At 60.8% G+C, this 15355-nt stretch carries 21 protein-coding genes; 10 read left to right on the plus strand and 11 right to left on the minus strand.

Annotation, left to right across the window (positions count from 1 at the left end; translation table 11 throughout):
- Positions 1-226 precede the first annotated feature (226 nt).
- From surE to LJF34_RS01360, 6 genes are all read left to right on the plus strand, one after another.
- Positions 227-1003 carry a 5'/3'-nucleotidase SurE gene (surE, locus tag LJF34_RS01340; protein WP_231182835.1) on the plus strand — a complete coding sequence of 259 codons (777 nt, stop codon included), beginning with the start codon at positions 227-229 and terminating at the stop codon, positions 1001-1003.
- Positions 1004-1063: 60 nt separating this feature from the next.
- Positions 1064-3403 (plus strand): bacterio-opsin activator domain-containing protein, encoded by a 2340-nt coding sequence (locus LJF34_RS29215; RefSeq protein ID WP_231182836.1) that lies wholly within the window; start codon positions 1064-1066, stop codon positions 3401-3403.
- A gap of 97 nt (positions 3404-3500) precedes the next feature.
- Positions 3501-3785, plus strand: coding sequence for a HalOD1 output domain-containing protein (locus LJF34_RS01350; protein WP_231182837.1), 285 nt, complete (start codon positions 3501-3503; stop codon positions 3783-3785).
- A 17-nt stretch (positions 3786-3802) separates the two neighbouring features.
- Positions 3803-3982, plus strand: coding sequence for a hypothetical protein (locus LJF34_RS01355; RefSeq protein WP_231182838.1), 180 nt, complete (start codon positions 3803-3805; stop codon positions 3980-3982).
- A gap of 6 nt (positions 3983-3988) precedes the next feature.
- On the plus strand, positions 3989-4123 hold the full coding sequence (locus LJF34_RS28805; protein ID WP_255665567.1) for a hypothetical protein: 135 nt from the start codon (positions 3989-3991) through the stop codon (positions 4121-4123).
- 158 nt (positions 4124-4281) lie between these two features.
- Entirely contained in the window at positions 4282-4545 is a 264-nt protein-coding gene (locus tag LJF34_RS01360; protein ID WP_231182839.1) for a hypothetical protein, read from the plus strand.
- On the opposite strand, the gene LJF34_RS01365 is transcribed toward LJF34_RS01360, so the two are convergent.
- The 8 genes from LJF34_RS01365 to LJF34_RS01400 all read right to left on the minus strand — a co-directional run bounded on the left by LJF34_RS01365 (position 4478) and on the right by LJF34_RS01400 (position 10056).
- On the minus strand, positions 4478-4765 hold the full coding sequence (locus LJF34_RS01365; protein ID WP_231182840.1) for a hypothetical protein: 288 nt from the start codon (positions 4763-4765) through the stop codon (positions 4478-4480). The genes LJF34_RS01360 and LJF34_RS01365 overlap by 68 nt on opposite strands.
- Positions 4762-5037 carry an epoxide hydrolase family protein gene (locus LJF34_RS01370; protein WP_231182841.1) on the minus strand — a complete coding sequence of 92 codons (276 nt, stop codon included), beginning with the start codon at positions 5035-5037 and terminating at the stop codon, positions 4762-4764. Before LJF34_RS01370 ends, LJF34_RS01365 begins: the two co-directional genes overlap by 4 nt.
- Complete coding sequence (locus LJF34_RS01375; RefSeq protein ID WP_231182842.1) at positions 5013-5204, minus strand: epoxide hydrolase N-terminal domain-containing protein; 192 nt, start codon at positions 5202-5204, stop codon at positions 5013-5015. Before LJF34_RS01375 ends, LJF34_RS01370 begins: the two co-directional genes overlap by 25 nt.
- A gap of 63 nt (positions 5205-5267) precedes the next feature.
- A complete protein-coding gene (locus LJF34_RS01380) occupies positions 5268-5540 on the minus strand; it encodes a hypothetical protein (RefSeq protein ID WP_231182843.1) in 273 nt (90 codons plus the stop codon).
- 128 nt (positions 5541-5668) lie between these two features.
- Positions 5669-7498 (minus strand): acetyl-CoA carboxylase biotin carboxylase subunit, encoded by a 1830-nt coding sequence (locus LJF34_RS01385; RefSeq protein ID WP_231182844.1) that lies wholly within the window; start codon positions 7496-7498, stop codon positions 5669-5671.
- Between the two features lie 138 nt (positions 7499-7636).
- Positions 7637-8335, minus strand: a complete 699-nt coding sequence (locus LJF34_RS01390) for a glycerophosphodiester phosphodiesterase (RefSeq protein ID WP_231182845.1) — start codon at positions 8333-8335, stop codon at positions 7637-7639.
- A 57-nt stretch (positions 8336-8392) separates the two neighbouring features.
- Entirely contained in the window at positions 8393-9076 is a 684-nt protein-coding gene (locus LJF34_RS01395) for an NTP transferase domain-containing protein (protein WP_231182846.1), read from the minus strand.
- Positions 9064-10056, minus strand: coding sequence for a CDP-glycerol glycerophosphotransferase family protein (locus tag LJF34_RS01400; protein WP_231182847.1), 993 nt, complete (start codon positions 10054-10056; stop codon positions 9064-9066). Before LJF34_RS01400 ends, LJF34_RS01395 begins: the two co-directional genes overlap by 13 nt.
- Before the next feature lie 460 nt (positions 10057-10516).
- Here LJF34_RS01400 and LJF34_RS01405 point away from each other — a divergent pair, with 460 nt between their 5' ends.
- A complete protein-coding gene (locus tag LJF34_RS01405) occupies positions 10517-11338 on the plus strand; it encodes a class I SAM-dependent methyltransferase (RefSeq protein WP_231182848.1) in 822 nt (273 codons plus the stop codon).
- 302 nt (positions 11339-11640) lie between these two features.
- Positions 11641-12270, plus strand: coding sequence for a GNAT family protein (locus tag LJF34_RS01410; RefSeq protein ID WP_231182849.1), 630 nt, complete (start codon positions 11641-11643; stop codon positions 12268-12270).
- Positions 12271-12457: 187 nt separating this feature from the next.
- On the opposite strand, the gene LJF34_RS01415 is transcribed toward LJF34_RS01410, so the two are convergent.
- A complete protein-coding gene (locus LJF34_RS01415; protein WP_231182850.1) occupies positions 12458-12778 on the minus strand; it encodes a MazG-like family protein in 321 nt (106 codons plus the stop codon).
- Between the two features lie 224 nt (positions 12779-13002).
- Here LJF34_RS01415 and LJF34_RS01420 point away from each other — a divergent pair, with 224 nt between their 5' ends.
- Entirely contained in the window at positions 13003-13584 is a 582-nt protein-coding gene (locus LJF34_RS01420) for a GNAT family N-acetyltransferase (protein ID WP_231182851.1), read from the plus strand.
- 80 nt (positions 13585-13664) lie between these two features.
- On the opposite strand, the gene LJF34_RS01425 is transcribed toward LJF34_RS01420, so the two are convergent.
- Entirely contained in the window at positions 13665-14180 is a 516-nt protein-coding gene (locus LJF34_RS01425; protein WP_231182852.1) for a GNAT family N-acetyltransferase, read from the minus strand.
- A 223-nt stretch (positions 14181-14403) separates the two neighbouring features.
- Here LJF34_RS01425 and LJF34_RS01430 point away from each other — a divergent pair, with 223 nt between their 5' ends.
- Positions 14404-14634, plus strand: a complete 231-nt coding sequence (locus LJF34_RS01430) for a hypothetical protein (protein ID WP_231182853.1) — start codon at positions 14404-14406, stop codon at positions 14632-14634.
- Between the two features lie 130 nt (positions 14635-14764).
- Here the strand turns inward: LJF34_RS01430 and LJF34_RS01435 are convergent, their stop codons facing one another.
- Entirely contained in the window at positions 14765-15355 is a 591-nt protein-coding gene (locus tag LJF34_RS01435) for a DUF1641 domain-containing protein (RefSeq protein ID WP_231182854.1), read from the minus strand.

Raw genomic sequence — 15355 nt, forward strand, 5'->3', positions numbered from 1 at the left:
CGCCAGTCCGGAGTGTCGGCTCGTCTCGCTGTCCTGATTTCCCATTGTCATTCTCCGCTACGTTTCACTCGTTCGTCCCGTTCGCACGCGTGGCTGTCACACCTCCCGTTTACTCACGCGTGTCGTCGTCGGTATCGACCGATTCTGTCGGACCGTCGACGTCGGTTGTGGCCTGCTCACGAACATCGAGCGGAGTACTTTTGCGTTCACGTTCCAACCCCTGTTCATGGGCGATTCGCTCGAAATTCTTCTGACGAACGACGACGGCATCGACAGTCCCGGTATCCGCGCACTGTACGAGAGCCTCAGGGAAGTCGGCAACGTGACCACCGTCGCGCCAGCGACGGACCAGAGCGCGGTCGGCCGTGCGATGTCCTACGAAGTCGAAGTCGAGGAGCACGAACTCGGCTATGCGATTACGGGCACCCCGACCGACTGCGTGGTCGCCGGCCTGACCGAACTCGGACCGTACCCCGACATCGTCGTCTCCGGCTGTAACAACGGCGCGAACCTCGGTGCGTACGTCCTCGGACGTTCCGGAACGGTCAGCGCCGCCGTCGAAGCCGCGTTCTTCGACGTTCCGGCCATCGCCGTCTCGCTGCACGTGCCGAACCACCTCTGGCCCTACGACACGACCGTCGATGAGTACGAGGAGGCGGCGCGTGCGGCGACGTATCTCGCCGAACACGCGCTCGACGCGGGCGTGTTCGAGCAGGCGGAGTACCTGAACGTCAACGCGCCGATGCCGGACGACGGGCCGATGCCGATGGAAGTCACCCGTCCCTCGCACGTCTACGACATGGATACGACCAACGAAGGGGGCGTCATCACGCTGCACGACCTGACGTGGGAACAGATGGACGACGAGACGCTTCCGGACGCGGAGGGAACGGACCGCCGCGCGGTGTACGAGGGCAACGTCAGCGTCTCCCCGCTGACCGCCCCGCACACGACACACCACCACGAATCGCTGGACGAGTTGGTGACGGAGTACCGCGAGTAGCGCCACCGTTTTACCCGCTGGAGTCTAACCGGGCCTGATGACTGGGGGGTAGGATGAATCGTGAGTCATAGCGATATCGAACAATTCACGCTCGATTCGCTTCCGGTAAACGTCGCCGTACTCGACGAAGACGGTATCATCGTCGCGACGAACGACGCGTGGGAGGAGTTCGGGCGGGAAAACGGACTGGCGGCCACGACACGCGGCGTCAGCTATTTCGACGTCTGCGACGTGGCTGACGACCTGACGGCGGACGAGGTAGCCGCGGGTATCCGCGGAATTTTGGCGGGGGACCGGTCCGAGTTCAGCCTCGAATATCCGTGTCACTCGCCGGACGAACGGCGGTGGTTCGTGATGCGTGCCGCCGAAGTGACGGACGACGGAAACCGGTTCGTCGTCGTCGCGCACATGAACGTCGCCGAACGGCACGAACGGGAGTCGGAAATCGAGCGCTACGAGATGATCGTCCGCAACGTCCCGGTGATATTTTTCTCCATCGACACGGACGGAACGTTCCAACTCGCTGAGGGAAGCGGGTTGGAATCGACGGGAGCGTCCGACGAGGAAATCGTCGGGCAATCCATCCACGAACGGTACGAGGACTACCCGGACATCCTCGAGGACTGTCTCCGTTCCCTGTCGGGCGATTTGGTTCGAACGACGCGGGAGTTCCACGGGACGATTTACGACATCGTCTTTCAACCGGTGTTCGATGCGGACGGGAACGTGGAACGCGTCATCGGCGTCGCCATCGACGTAACCCGCCGAAAGCATCACGAGGAGGCGCTCGCCGCGCTGTCCGACCTCACGCGGGAACTGCTGGAGACGGAAACCGCGGAGGACGTGTGTACCCTCACGGTGGAGGCGGCGGAGCGACTGTTGTCCCTCCCGGCGACGATCATCGCGCTGTACGACGAATCGACCGGCGCGCTCCAACCGACCGCGAGGACGGAGGAGTCGGACGAACTACCGGAGGAGGTGCTGAACGGGGACGGCATCGCGTGGGAATCGTTCCTCCAGAACGACGTCCGATCCGACGGCGAGACCGTCTTCCTTCCGCTCGGAACGCACGGCGTGTTCGTCACCTCGGTGTCCGGCGACGCGACCCTCGACATCGCGGAACTCTGTGCGGCCGCCGTCGAATCGGCCCTCGGACGCGCCGAACGCCAACGACGACTGCGCGATCAGGAGACGAGGCTTCGTCGGCAGAACGCCGCGCTCGAACGCCTCAACGAACTGAACGAAGGTATCCGACGCATCGACCGGGCGCTCGTGGAGGCGCGGACCCGCGAGGAGATAGAGACGGCCGTCTGTTCACGTCTGACGAGCGGAGGGCCGTACCGGTTCGCGTGGATCGGAGCGGATGACCCGGCGACGGGGACTGTCATCCCTCGCGAATCGGCGGGTATCGAGCGCGGCTACCTCGACGCGCTAACCATTACGACCGCCGACGATACGGGCGATTTGGCGGGGACCGCGCTCCGAACCGGGCGGGCGCAAGTCGCACAGGACGTACTCCGCGGTCCGCTCTCCGAGCAGTGGCAGAGCGAGGCGCTGAAACGCGGCTATCGCTCCTCGTGTGCGCTCCCGCTTCGATACGGTGACGCCGTGTACGGCGTGCTTTCGGTCTACTCCGACGAACCTCGAACGTTCGACGAACTGGAACGGGCCGTCCTCGAAGACGTGAGCCAGACCATCGCCTACGCCATCAACGCCGTGGAGAGCAAGAAGGCCCTCACCGGAAGCGAGATGGTCGAACTCCAGTTCGACATCGAGGACTCGTCGGTCGTGTTCGTGGACATCGCGGAACGGCTCGACTGTCACGTCGAATTCATGGGCGTCGTCTCCAAACACGACGCCACGGTGACGGCGTTTTTCACCGTGACCGGCGCGCCGTCGGACGACGTGTGTGGACTCGCGTCCCGCTCGTTGGAGGTCGTCGACATCGAACGGGTGAGCAGTCGGGACGACTCCGCGCTGTTCGCCGCGACACTGACGGATTCGAGTTTCGTCGGGACGCTCCTCGATTACGGCGCGATTCCGGAGACGTTCGCCGTCGGACCGCTCCCGGGCTCGGTCGTCGTTCGACTCTCGACGAACGCCGACGTTCGGACGTTCGTGGAGGTGCTTCAGAAACGCTTCCCGGCGCTGGAACTGCGGAGTCGCCGACACCGGGAGCGACCGGTGGTGTCCGGGGACATCGATACGGCGCTCGCGGAGACCCTCACGGACCGCCAGCGGGAGGTGCTGGAGACGGCGTACTACAGCGGGTTCTTCGACTCGCCGCGAAAGAGTACCGGCGAGGAGGTGGGACGCTCGCTCGACATCTCACAGCCGACGTTCCAACACCACTTGCGGACGGCGGAGCGGAAACTCCTCCGGCGTCTCTTCGAATCGTGAGCAGCGGGGCATCCGTCTAGACAGATAGCCCCCGTCGAAAACTATCACGTTCAATCTAGCTGGAAACGCCTTTACATAGTATACCCTCCCCATAACTATGAAGACGGATATGAAACGACGAAGCGAACGAGGCGAGAAACGACGAAGCGAACGAGGCGACCCCGACGATAGAATCAGCCTCGATGTGCTTTCCGCCGTCATGGACGCGGCGGGATACGACGACGCAACCGAGTTCACGACCTGCTTGTACGACGTCATCGACCCGGACGCCCTCGATTCGCTCTTTCACAGTAGCACGAGGGGCGGCCGCGTCGAATTTTCGCTCGAAGGATACGACGTCCGCGTTCACAGCGACGGAACCGTGGAAGTCCTCCCTGAATGACGACGGGCGAACAGCGTATGGATGAAACCGAAGCGTCGTCCGACGAGCGTGTGTGTGCCGTCTGTGGAGACACCATCGATATCGAATCGTGGCATCCGGTCCTCGCCGAAACCGACTCGACGGGGACGCTCCGCCTGTACCCGTTCTGTACACCCGCTTGCCGAGACGCGTGGAAGGGACACGAACGCAACCGATAACAGAGAATGACCGAATCACGAACCAACGAGATAGAGTACAGCGAATACGAGGACGAATACGGGACCGTGGCGATGTTCTACGACCCGGAAAACCACCGAGCGTGGATTCGCTCCAGCACGACTGTTTCCGTACACCGGTAGCGTTCCGGAGAGGAGCCACACGTGGGGAAGATATCCGTCTTCCGTGGACCACAACGGTGCTATCATTCGTCGCCACGACGACCGGCTATCCGTCCCTAGTTTTGCGAACGAAACGGTATCGTCGGTACTTTTATCGGAATTCCTGATTGATTTGTCGTATGAACCGGACCCTGCTCTACTACGCATCGATGGGTATCGTCGGCCTCTCGTTCGCCGCAGGCTCCGTACCCGATCTCCTCGCCGGTCGATCCAGCATCAGCCTGTGGCTAATGGCGCTCGGCGGCGTCGGTCTCGTGCTCGGAAGTCTCTACGAGTATCTATCCGGAAGAACGGACGACTTCGACCCCGGCCGTCTCACGTGGATCGTCGTCGGCGGGGCGCTCCTCTCCGTCGTCGGTTGGAGCCTCTCCGTTCTCGGATGAACTCCCGTTCCGCGTCCGTGGGGTCGTCCGGAATCATCCCCTCGTCCACCCGCGGGTTCGTCCCGCCGAGATGCATCCCGAGTATCGACCCTCGATACTTGAGTCCGAGTTGTAACAGGACCCCGGCCCCGATGTCGCCCCCCCGACCCGCGTAGCGGTCGTAGCCGAGTTCGTCCGTCATCAGCGTCTGGAGCAGGTCCGCGATTCTCGGGACGCTCATCCCCGGTTCGGTCGGTCCGAAAAGCCGTATCCGGGCAGGGACGGAACCACCACGTCGAACGATTCGTCGGCGTCGCCGCCGAACGCCGACGGGGTCGTCAGCATCGGAACGATGTCCAGCATCTGGACGAACGTGCTCGGCCATCCGTGCAGGAGTATCAGCGGCGTCGGATCATCACCCTCCCCTCGTTCGTGAAGAAAGTGAATTTCGGTGCCGTCGATTTCCGCGCGAAAGTGATCGAACTCGTTTATCCTCCCTTCTTGTCTCCCCACTCGAAGTCGTTCTCCCAGTACGCGACGAGTTCCCGAAGATAGTCGAGGTTCGTCCCGTACTCCCATCCCGCGCCCGCAACTTCGTCGGTCCAGCGCGTCCGCGCCAGTCGATCACGCAAATCGTCGAGCGTCGCCTCGCGTATCGAAACGTCCACTGGTTCTACCATCGTTTTCCCCCGATTCCACTCGGTCGGGAATCAGCAAAAACGTCGCTTTCCGCTCGGCCGAACCTACAGAAATCGCCGGAAACTCCAGTACAGCCCGGAAAGCATGTTCTTCGCGCTCGAAACGGGCGAGAACCGCGAATCCGGGTTTTTCGCGGGTTCGAACTCGGCATCGAGTTCCGCCGTCGAACAGCGACGGATCTCGCCGGAGTTGACGCGGTCCCCGTCGGGGCCGGTCACTCGCAACATCGTCACCTCCCCTTCCCGTCCCACGACGCGGTAGACGTTCGAATCGGATGGCTCGCCGGCGGGTCGGTAGTGGTCGCCGATTTCTGTCATGGTCGTCGGTATATTTCCATACCTTCCGGTGCAGAGTATATGAAACGACCGCCTGTGAAAGTATCTCACGTGCTATCGCTACGTACAAGCCGACGAAACGCCGGAAAATCGACCGCCCGATTCCGCGATCAGTCCACGACGACCAGCACGTCGCCCATATCGACACTTTCACCCTCGCTGACCGCGACTTGGGTGACGGTCCCGCCGCGCGAGGCGACCACGTCGTTTTCCATCTTCATGGCTTCGAGGACACAGACCACGTCGCCGGGCTCGATCTCGTCACCTTCCGAGACTTTCACGTCGAGGATGGTGCCCTGCATCTCGGCCGAAACCGTCTCGCCTTCGGCGTCCACGACGGTTTCGCCGCCGTCGCTGCTGCCGCCCGCCGGTTTCGGCTTCTGGCCGCCCCCGCTGTTGGCGTTCGCGGGAACCGCCGCGACGCCGCCGCGGTCTTCGAGGTTGACCTCGAAGCGCTTGCCGTTGACCTCGACCGTGAACTCGCGTTCGACGACTTCCTCGTCGTCGTCCGACGACGTTTCCGAACCCCACTTCTCCTGTGCATCCGCGATTCGGTCCGAGTCGAGGTGGTGGTCGAGGTACTTCGTCGTGTGCGTTCCGGCGACGAACTCCTCGTCTTCGAGCATCAAGCGGTGGAACGGGATGATGGTCGGGATTCCCTCGATGTCGTACTCCGCGAGCGCACGCTGGGAGCGGGCGATACACTCCTCGCGGTCGCCGGCGTGGACGATGAGCTTTGCGATCATCGAGTCGTAATCGGTGACGAGGTCGTCGCCCTGTCGGAGCGCGTCGTCCAAACGCACGCCGATTCCGCCCGGCGGGTCGTAGGTCGTCAGTTTCCCGCCCGTCGCCGGTGCGAAGTCGTTCGCGGCGTTCTCGGCGTTGATGCGGAACTCAATCGCGTGTCCTTCGAGTTCCACGTCGTCCTGTTCGAAGCCGAGCGGTTCGTCGGCCGCGACTCGAATCTGCCACTTCACGATGTCGACGTCGGTCAACCACTCCGTGACGCAGTGTTCGACCTGAATCCGGGTGTTGACTTCGAGGAAGTAGAAGTTCGTGTCCACGCCGAGGAGTTCGTCAGCGCCGCGCGTCTCGTCCTCCTCCACGAGGAACTCGAAGGTACCGGCGTTGTAGTAGCCGGCGGCGGCCGCGCCGTCGCGGGCCGACTCCGCGATTTTCTCCCGCAACTCGTCCGAGAGCGCGGGGGACGGACCTTCCTCGATGACCTTCTGGTGGCGGCGCTGGAGGGAACAATCACGCTCGCCGAGGTGGCGGACGTTGCCGTGGTGGTCCGCGATTATCTGGACCTCGATGTGACGCGGGTTTTCGAGGTAGCGTTCGAGGTAGACGTTGGCGTTGTCGAAGTACGCTTCACCCTCGCGCTGGGCGGATTCGAGTTGATCTTCCGCCTCGTCGGGACCGCGAACGACCTTCATTCCGCGCCCGCCGCCGCCGCCCTCCGCCTTGATGGCGACCGGGTAGCCGTATTCGTCGCCGAACGCCGTGACTTCCGACGCGTCCTCGACGGGGTCGGTCGTTCCGGGGACGATGGGCACGTCGGCCGCCTGCATCGTCTTCCGGGCCTTCGTCTTCTCGCCGAGTTGCTCCATCGACTCGCTCTCCGGGCCGATCCACGTCACGCCGTCGGTGGCTTCGACCTTCGCGGCGAAATCGGCGTTCTCCGCGAGGAACCCGTAGCCGGGGTGGATCGCGTCGGCGCCGGCCTTTTTCGCGGCGTCGATGATGGCCTCCTGATCGAGGTACGAGTCGGCGGCGCGCGCCGGGCCGACGTTGTACGCCTCGTCGGCGTATCGAACGTGGCCGGAGTTTCGGTCGGCGTCGCTGTAGACAGCGACGGTGTCGATTCCGAGCTCCTCGCAGGCGCGCATCACGCGAACCGCGATTTCGCCGCGATTTGCGACAAGAACCTTATCGAACATTCTTGCGGAAAGCTATTCGGGAAGGCCACCTCATTCTGTCGGTTCTCCCCCGCTGACGACGCCGTCAACGGGACATTTCCACATCGGTTGACGCGGGAGCACGAACGACGGGTCGTGACGATGGCGTGGCCACGGACTTCAGTCGGCGGCCATCGGTGTCGTCTCTTCGAGGATGGACGACATCCGCGTATCGGCGGTCGCAGCGTCCACGCCTATCGCATGGAGTTCGCCGACGGTCAACTCGTCCGACACGGCCCACGCGATGACTCGTAGTTCTTCCCGGTGTGCGACTTGGACGATATCCGTTTCGAGACACAACGCGGAGTGAGGATGAAGCGAGTCACAACCGAGCGCGAGCGCCGTTCGAAAGCCGATGGTCGCTCCGACCTCCTCGCCGAAGAGATACCCGCGCTTCATCTCCGGGTCGTACTCCTGCACTTCACTCAGCGCGCTCGGGATGAAGGACGTCACGCGCGCATCGACGCCGGAATCGTGAATGCGCGAGAGGACCTCCGCCGCGATGCCCGTCCGCTTGAGTTCGACTTGGACGCTCACACCCGACGGAACCGCGGCGAGCGCTTCGGACAGCAGCGGGATTCGCTCGCCGGATCGCTTTACCTCCAGTTCGCGCAGTTCGCTCCACGCCATTTCGGCCACCGAACCGCTCCCCTCGGTGACCCTGTCTATCGTTTCGTCGTGAAAGACGACGAGTTCCCCGGACCGACATCGGCGGACGTCTATCTCGACGGCCGGAAAATCGAGCGAAGCCTGCTCGACCGCGTACACCGTGTTTTCAGGATATAGCTCCGCGCACCCTCGATGGGCGATAAGCTCCATTCTCGTTCGAGTCCCGGGACGCATAAGAATTAAAGATTCCGCTTTGAAGCTTCCCGATCACGCGGAACTCGATTGGTCGAACAGCGGCAATCGTTCCCGCGCCCGAGCGACGTCGGTCGGACGGTTGATTTCGAGATGTCGATTCGCAGGAACGAACATCCGTTTCGTCGGCGTTCGAGTGTACACGTGCGGGTACCAGTCCTCGCGGTTTCGAGCGAGAATTTCTATCGCACGCTGTCGGTGCCGACGGCCGATGATGCCCACGCCGGCGTGGCGGTGCCCCTCGATGTTGCCGTAGTCCACGACGGTTCCCGATTCGTCGAATCGAATGGCGGTATGTTTCATCTGGTTCCCGGGGATACACCCGACGACGTTGTAGCATCCCCGCCACGCCGAATAGCGTCGCTTCATCTCGTCGATGACGGACGGGGAGACGATGACGTCCCCGTTGAGTACGAGCACGTCGTCGTCGTGTCGTTCCAACGCGAGGCGAAGCGACTCCGCGTTCTCGTACTCGTCCCACCGTTCGAAGACGAGCGGTTCGGCCGAGAAGAGTTCCCCGAGGACGTTTTCATATTCGTATCCGAGCACGACCGTGATTCCGTCGACGCGGTCGATGAGGGCATCGTACTGACGTTCGTAGAACGACTTTCCGTTGATCTCGAAGAAGGCTTTCGGGATGTCGCCGGTCAAGTCACCCATCCGGCTTCCACATCCAGCAGCGAGGATCACCGCCTGCATGCCATCACCTCCGTTGCGGCACGGTCACCGGCGCGACCGTCCATCGGTATCCCGAGTTCGGCCCTGAATCTCGCTTCCCGCTCGGCGACCGACCCCGTATATCCCCGTTCGTAGAGCGCATCGAGGGTCCGAACGTCGAAGTCGTCGACGCGCGTTACGTGGCCGATTTCGGGAACGGTACCGTTTTCGGCGACGACGTCGGTGAACTGGACGAGCGGACGGCGAGTGTGAAGCCATTCGGCGATGATGCCGGAGTAATCGGAGAGGAGTACGTCGGCATCGAGCATGCTCTCTCGCGGGGTCGGGTTCTCGTCGAACACGACGTTCGGCAGCGTCCCGATTCGCTTCCTGCACTCCTCCGTCAGCGACCGGCCGGGTTCCTCGGTTCTGTCCATCGGATGGGGCCGAAAGAGGAGTTCGTACTCGGTGTCGGCGAACACGTCGAGAACCGTCATCGCGGTGTTCCGATACGACCCGCCGCCGTAGTTGTGATTGGTCGGCGCGTAGAGCACCCGCTTTCGATTCGGTGCGTTCGAACCGACGAGGCCATCCGCTTCCGGGATACCGACCACCGCGACGCGAACGCGGTCCGGAAACGACTCACGGTACCTCCGTGCCCACCGCTCACCCGGCGCGAGTGCGGCGTCGATGGCACGACCCATCGTCCCGACCGTGACGTCGACCTCCCCGCGACCGACCGATGCGCCGTGGCGGACGTGGACCAGCGGATACTCCTCGTGAAACCGAACCGTATCGATGCGGAATCGGTGGTTGTACACGACGACCGCCGGGTCGATGTCGCGAACGTTCCCGTCGATGTCGCTCACATCATCGACCCGTATCTCGGGAATAGCGTCGCAACACCCGCGCGCTTCCCGACGGACCGGGACGTACGCCGACGAAACATCCACGTGGTCGTTTATCGATTCGAACGTCTTTCTCATGAACTCCCGTTCTATAACGTACAGTACTTGTACCATTTTTCCCCCCAACTGCTCCCCAACTATGGACCCGAACACGTCCTGAAAGACGCGACGTATCTCGGATTACCGGATACCCATTCGCCTTACTATCTAGGTGACATCCGTACTTAATCGTGTTCCACGGTCGTCCGACAACTCGATCCGTTCGGTTCGTCGCCCGAACCCAAACCGTTATGTTGAACGGAATTGATTTTTCGACCGTGACGTTCCCGACTCCACCCGCCGCTGGCCGCCCGAATCATGGGCCAGCACCTGCTTTTCGCCGGGTGGAGTCCCGATTCGGCCGCTGACGCGGCGACGGGGTGAAACCGGGCGACTCGCGTTCTCACTACCGAACGAAACCCCGAAATCAGACACGGATGTACGAAATCAGGCAATCAGTCCGACGTATCGCCACCGAACGAGTGCAGCGGACGAGCAGCGAGACGATCCGACGAACCATCGGCGGGGAACGACGATGAGCGACATGGATCCCCAGAACTACTACGACGAGTTCGGCGAACACGAGTGGGAGCGACTGGAGCGCGACCCCGTCACTCGCATGGAGTTCGAGAACACGGTCGACTACCTCGACCGATACCTCCCCGACACGGGTCGCGTCCTCGACGTGGGCGGCGCGTCGGGCCGCTACGCACTTTGGCTCGCCGAACGCGAATACGACGTGACCCTCGTGGACGTGAGCGAGACGCAGGTCGAACTCGCCCGCGAAAACGCCGCCGAGCGCGAACTCGACGACCGAATCAGCGCCGAAGCGGGCGACGTGCGCGATCTGCGATTCGGGGATGAAACGTTCGACGCGGTGTGCTGTCTCGGCGGCCCCCTGAGCCACGTCGTGGACGACGACGAGCGCGCCACCGCCACCCGCGAACTCCGCCGGGTCGCCGCGCCCGACGCGCCAGTCTTCGTCTCCGTCATCAGTCGCTTTGCCTCCCTTCGGGACATCGTGAAGTTCAGCCTCGACTCCAGCCACGGACTGCTGGTCCCCATCGCCGAGGACGGCAAGTACACGGCAGAGCGCGTCGCCGAACACGCCGACGGGGAGGGCTGGGCGGAGTGTCACTTCTTCCGCGCCGACGAGTTCGAGGCCGAACTGCGGGACGCCGGTTTCACCGTCGAGAAACTGGTCGGTCTGGAGGGCGTGGCCAACCGGATGAAACCGGAGTTGGAGGACGCCAGCGACGAGGCCGTCGAGGACGTTCGCCGGCTCGTGAAACTGCTCCGGGAGGACCGTGCGGCGGTCGATTTCTCGGAGCACATGCTGGCCGTGTGTCGAGTATAGTATTCGGATGCGTTTCCCGTCCTGCGGTGTGCTTCGCCACCTCCGTTTGATTCTACAAGCGAAAATGGACTTCCCCGATATCTCGAATCGGCCTTCGCACAGTTCGTGGTGCATAATTAGCGTGTCAACTCTCGTTGAAGTCGGTACTCGGATTCGATCGTCCGAACGATCGGATGAAAAGTAGTTCGTTGTCTAAAAACTCAATTTATACTACTGTATAAAAATGCATGAACTTTTCGGCATACATGAACGCTACCACCGAGTTTTCTATCCCGTGTATTCAACGGGTGATTGGAATTACAATGGTACACCAACTCTTCCCTGAACGAATTGAGACGAGTCGACTCCTCTTTGAGCGCGTTAGTCATGAAATGGTAGATTCATTCGAGTTGTATGATCTCGTCAGTCGAGACGAATGGCAGAAGGACTCGACCGAGCACATGCCGTGGTTTCGGTTCAAACACCTCGATCACGTTGTCGGTTTCATCGACAAAGCCGAACAGGAATGGGCCGATCGTGACACTGCTCGCTACCTCCTGCGGTCAAAAGACGAAGGGGAAGACCTAGTTGGCCTGACAGCCTATGGTCCGGAATGGAAAGAACGGCGGGCAGGGTCAGGTATCGTGCTGGCGAAGCAGTATTGGGGACGGGAATATGGCGTCGAGCGGGCGTCCGTTTTCGTCGAATTAACGTTCGAACAGTATGATCTCGACGCGTACTATACTACCTGTAGTGCTCGTAACGAACACTCCCGACGTATGATCGAAAAATACGTCGAGAAATATGGTGGCCGCCACGAAGGATTATTGCGACAGCACTCACCTCGCCCGAACGGTGCGGTCACTGACCAGCATCGGTTTACCGTTCTGAAAAGTGAATACGAGGACACAACGGAGTGTACGGATACGCTCGAATTTGACATCAAATGGTAGATTTTCACTCACTGCTCGACAGCAACCCGGTTTTCCACTCTCGAACCTCGTAAGCGAAAGTGGATTCGGTCGGGTCGCCCGCGGCGAAAGATTTTGTCCGTTCACCTAATTCACCCCCTCCAAAGTCGATATGGAATCCAATCGGATGTGAAGGATACACCCTCTGATTGCATCCAGAGTGTGGGTATTATTCGTACCGTTCTTCAACTGCGTTAATTTTGTTTTCGAGGGCCTCTTCGATATCTACATCGATGGAATCTGCAAGGAGGAGCGTTGTAATGATTACATCGGCAACTTCGTCTTCGATCTCTTGCTCCTCGAACTCTGCAAGTTTTTTGGATCGTTGTAGAGAGTCATATGCGAGTACAGTGTCGCACAACTCACCGATCTCCTCGTTCAGTTTTACAGTCTGAATGAGCGGTGCGTTGTCTTCATCGAGTCCAGAATGGTACGCTCGAAGTCGGTCATTCTCCTGTGATATGAATTTTAGGAGTTCATCCGTTTCCATATCAGATACCGTATTCACAAGTCTTCATCAAAATACCCATCCTAAACGACCGCTTGATACGTTTGCAGTTCGATCGGATAGCTGCTTCTTCTCCACTCTCTCCGAAGAATGGCAGAGGTTTGTCATCCACAACGCACTTACTCGGTCCCCGGTGTTTCCCCCAATATGTCTCGATAAGCGATTCTTCGCAGTATCTTCATAGTAGCTACCCAGCAAGCACGAGTATGATTCCTGAACGAATCGAAACCGATCACCTCATCTTCGAGCGACTGACTCACGATGCCATCGATCTGTTCGATCTCTATGACATCTGTTCGAGCGATCCCGGAATCGAGGACGTGACAGAGTACCTCCCCTGGGGTCCTCATCAGACACCAAAAGAGACTCACGACCTTCTCACCAGTGCTGAATCGAACTGGGAGCAAGGAGAGGACTTTCGCTACTTACTTCGCCTTCGAGAATCCTCCGAACCCGTGGTCGGGATGACCGGGATCGATGTGCATTGGGGCCGTCGAACGGGGACGATTCGCCTCTGGTTACGAAAGCAGTTCTGGGGACGTGGTCTGTCTGGCGAACGAGCCGCAGCACTCACAGAAATAATCTTCGACACACTTGATCTCGAATTGCTTGCAGTCTTTACTCTCGAGGGGAACGAGCGGTCACGACGTGCAATTGAGAAGTATATCGATCGGTACGGGGGGCAGTACGAGGGACTGTTCAGGAACTTTCGGCCGAACGATGGTGATCTCGCCAATGCCCATCGGTACACGATTACTCGAGAGCAGTATCGGAACGCGACCCAGTGAAAGAACTCCATGTTCTTGATCCGCTCGATTTCTATGAACGACGTGGCGGTTCGCGAAGTTGGATGCCAAGAAACGGATAGTCACAGCGAAAGCGAATAGATCGTGGCGGAGTACGACTCATCAGCGATCGTAATGGTGGATTCTTTGATGGGTTCGAATCCACGTGCCGTATAGAACCGTTTTCCCGAGTCGTTCTCGGAAAGCGCTTCGAGTTTGAGAGCGGTGATGGACTCGGGGAGTCGTGCTAGACCGTGTTCGAGAAGCGCCGTTCCGATTCCTCGGCCCCAATCGTCGGGGTCGACGTAGATCTCTTTGAGTCCGGCTTCATCCGCCCCGACGAACTCTTTCGTCTCGTCGTCGCCCCATCGGAAGTACGCGTACCCTCTGACACTGTCGGTCTCATCGACGGCGACGAAGTACCGGGAATTACGAACCGCTTCGAACAGCGCGTCGAGTCGCTCATCCGTCGGTGATGCGGCAACCCGCTCGATGACCGATTCGGGAACGATGTCGTCGTAGGCGGCTTTCCAAGCGCGGCCGTTCGTGCGGATCGCCCCGCGTAAATCCGTCTCACTTTCGAGCGGTCGAATATTCACGTTTTCGTTCATTGTCGGTGAATAATATATCTACTGGAGGAGGCACCGGCCATCGTCGCGAAGGTGCTTTCGCGATACTCACGCTCTCCCTTCGGGACGACGCTTATTTCTACTCTCAACCTCCAATCCCTTTCCCGGCATCCCGGTGCCGATTCGTACGCGGTCCGTGTCGCGAGTCGAACGGCACCCGAACCACTATGAGTTACCGACTCCTGCCACGGGTATGGGTCCTCTCGCTTCGGTTCGTTCGTACAACAGGCGACTCACCGGATGTGCCGAGTCACACCCAGTTAGATGGTGTTCCCTCATGGTGGTGTTCGGTACCGCAGCGATACTGCTCCCTTTGAGCGCGATCTTCGGCGGCCCGATCGGTGACAATCTCGGGTATGCCCTCGCGTTCGGCGTGTTCTTCGGCGTCCTACAGGCGCTGTTTCTGAGAACCATCGAGACGTAGATGCCTCTATCCTCTCCGTAGTAGCCGATTCGCGACGTTGGAGACGATTCGAACGAACCGGCACAGCGGAACGAGCGAATCCGACCAGCCACCGAGACGCGCAACAATCCGCAGAGGACGCCCTCTCCGTTTATCGATCACCCGAGCGGAGACGACGGCCCTGCGCACGCACGATGGCGAGCAGGTAACCGATGCCTGCTCGGACGTCGTCCCCCGAGAGCGACCGCAGGAACCCGAACGCCCCGACGGGTTTCGTCTCCCGTTCGGCTTCGTCGATGGCACGGAACAACCGGTTCAGTCCGTCGACCGTCGTCTCGTTGATTTCGAGCGCCGAGAGCGTTCCCGCCATCTCGATGAGGTCGTCGAGTCGTCCGTCGCGCTGGAGTTCGAGGACGGATTCGAGGGCTTCCGCGAGGTCCTCGCCGTTCTCTCCGACACCCTCGGCGAGCGCAACCGTCCCCTCCGTCGAGAGTCCGTCTGCGGCCTCGACGAGCGTGACCAACGACTGCGTGACGTTGTCGACGTCTCGTTCGTCCGCGCTCGCGATGACGAGAATTGCCGTCTCGATGACGTTCTCGAGTTCCTCCGTGTACTCCGCGGCGTCGGCGTAATCCCCGCCGTAGGCCTCGAGGACCGCTCGCAGTGCTTCCTCACCCTCTTGCGGACGTTCCGGTTCGACGTTCAGCGCGTCGTCCGGGACGCCGGTGGTCGGTTTCGCCAT

The sequence above is a fragment of the Haladaptatus sp. DYF46 genome, assembly GCF_021083305.1.
Lineage (GTDB): Archaea > Halobacteriota > Halobacteria > Halobacteriales > Haladaptataceae > Haladaptatus.

Bases quoted from the DNA above. Each gene is read 5' to 3' on its own strand.
- surE (WP_231182835.1), top strand. From the start codon at position 227: ATGGGCGATTCGCTCGAAATTCTTCTGACGAACGACGACGGCATCGAC.
- LJF34_RS01350 (WP_231182837.1), top strand. From the start codon at position 3,501: ATGAAGACGGATATGAAACGACGAAGCGAACGAGGCGAGAAACGACGA.
- LJF34_RS01355 (WP_231182838.1), top strand. From the start codon at position 3,803: ATGGATGAAACCGAAGCGTCGTCCGACGAGCGTGTGTGTGCCGTCTGT.
- LJF34_RS28805 (WP_255665567.1), top strand. From the start codon at position 3,989: ATGACCGAATCACGAACCAACGAGATAGAGTACAGCGAATACGAGGAC.
- LJF34_RS01360 (WP_231182839.1), top strand. From the start codon at position 4,282: ATGAACCGGACCCTGCTCTACTACGCATCGATGGGTATCGTCGGCCTC.
- LJF34_RS01365 (WP_231182840.1), bottom strand. From the start codon at position 4,765: ATGAGCGTCCCGAGAATCGCGGACCTGCTCCAGACGCTGATGACGGAC.
- LJF34_RS01375 (WP_231182842.1), bottom strand. From the start codon at position 5,204: ATGGTAGAACCAGTGGACGTTTCGATACGCGAGGCGACGCTCGACGAT.
- LJF34_RS01380 (WP_231182843.1), bottom strand. From the start codon at position 5,540: ATGACAGAAATCGGCGACCACTACCGACCCGCCGGCGAGCCATCCGAT.
- LJF34_RS01385 (WP_231182844.1), bottom strand. From the start codon at position 7,498: ATGTTCGATAAGGTTCTTGTCGCAAATCGCGGCGAAATCGCGGTTCGC.
- LJF34_RS01390 (WP_231182845.1), bottom strand. From the start codon at position 8,335: ATGGAGCTTATCGCCCATCGAGGGTGCGCGGAGCTATATCCTGAAAAC.
- LJF34_RS01395 (WP_231182846.1), bottom strand. From the start codon at position 9,076: ATGCAGGCGGTGATCCTCGCTGCTGGATGTGGAAGCCGGATGGGTGAC.
- LJF34_RS01400 (WP_231182847.1), bottom strand. From the start codon at position 10,056: ATGGTACAAGTACTGTACGTTATAGAACGGGAGTTCATGAGAAAGACG.
- LJF34_RS01405 (WP_231182848.1), top strand. From the start codon at position 10,517: ATGAGCGACATGGATCCCCAGAACTACTACGACGAGTTCGGCGAACAC.
- LJF34_RS01410 (WP_231182849.1), top strand. From the start codon at position 11,641: ATGGTACACCAACTCTTCCCTGAACGAATTGAGACGAGTCGACTCCTC.
- LJF34_RS01415 (WP_231182850.1), bottom strand. From the start codon at position 12,778: ATGGAAACGGATGAACTCCTAAAATTCATATCACAGGAGAATGACCGA.
- LJF34_RS01420 (WP_231182851.1), top strand. From the start codon at position 13,003: ATGATTCCTGAACGAATCGAAACCGATCACCTCATCTTCGAGCGACTG.
- LJF34_RS01430 (WP_231182853.1), top strand. From the start codon at position 14,404: ATGGGTCCTCTCGCTTCGGTTCGTTCGTACAACAGGCGACTCACCGGA.
- LJF34_RS01435 (WP_231182854.1), bottom strand. From the start codon at position 15,355: ATGGCGAAACCGACCACCGGCGTCCCGGACGACGCGCTGAACGTCGAA.